We start from the raw sequence: 1,032 nt of genomic DNA, 5'->3' as shown, positions 1-1,032 counted from the left end.
CTTCCGACGCATCCAGAAACTCCCCGGCCATGTCCGCGGCTACTTCCATGCCCCACACACCGTTTACGCTTCAACCATTTAGTTCCGGGTCAATACCTCGATGAGGACGAACTCGCAGCCCGCTACACCGATATGGTCCAGCATATACGACAAATCCGCCCGTTCTTCGGCGAAGGCTACGGCGGCCTCTACTAGCAGAACTTCATCTGCAGAACAGGAAATGGGTTGGATTCTAGGATTTGTGCTGATCTGTGCCGAAAGCTGACTGCCATCCTCGAAGGCCAAGGTGGACGAATGGGCGGAGGATTGCATGATGTCATCGATGGTTTTTCTCGTCGGTTAAAGAATGCTCCAATTGTCATGGGCGTATCTGATCTGGAAAATGCTGCGCAGGTCTCGTATCGCATGAGCCCCTTCGAAAAAGGGATGAGGAGACCTTTGGTCGGCAAACCTGAGCCCTTGGGAGGTGGGGTCAGTCAAACCTTCGTCGGGGGGCCCGATGGTCGCATACCGCTGAGTGTCTACAAACCAAGTTGGTTGGAAACGCTACATGGGATGTTGCCCGACGGTAGACCTTTGCGGTACGGGATACCCACAGGAGGTGGGCAACTCGCAGCACGGGAGCAAGCGGCGTACCGGTTCGACGAGGCACTCGGCTTCGGGCGGGTGCCCGCCGACCACTATCACGACCGGCGCTTACGGGCCTGGCTCGGTCCAGTTGTGGGTCCCGTCCCTTCGGAGCCACCCAGGAAAGGCCCATATTCGGCTACCAGACGAAGAGAAATGGAAACCCGCGACATTGAACAGGCTCCGAGGCCTGAACCAGCTCTATCCGCTAGATCAACGAGAACAGATGGCTGTACTCGACTACGGCATCGGCAATACCGACCGGCACTGGAAAAACTACAGAACCGATCGCCACGGTGGCATTGTCGCTCTCGATCACTCGCTATCGTTCCCAGAATCTCCCGATTCACGCTTCGGCATCCACTCCGATTTCGTCGCTGAATTCCACAATGTCCCGCTGAGTCC

1 protein-coding gene is annotated in these 1,032 nt (G+C 56.8%); it reads left to right on the top strand.

The window, feature by feature from the left end; genetic code table 11:
- A partial coding sequence (locus ACWEO7_RS39720) for a hypothetical protein (RefSeq protein WP_452431045.1) occupies positions 1-195 on the top strand: 195 nt, incomplete at its 5' end.
- Between the last annotated feature and the right edge of the window lie 837 nt (positions 196-1,032).

This window comes from Nocardia sp. NPDC004260, assembly GCF_053603155.1.
The sequence above is the reverse complement of the archived record's forward strand: the minus strand, read 5'-3'. Positions and strand labels throughout refer to the sequence as shown.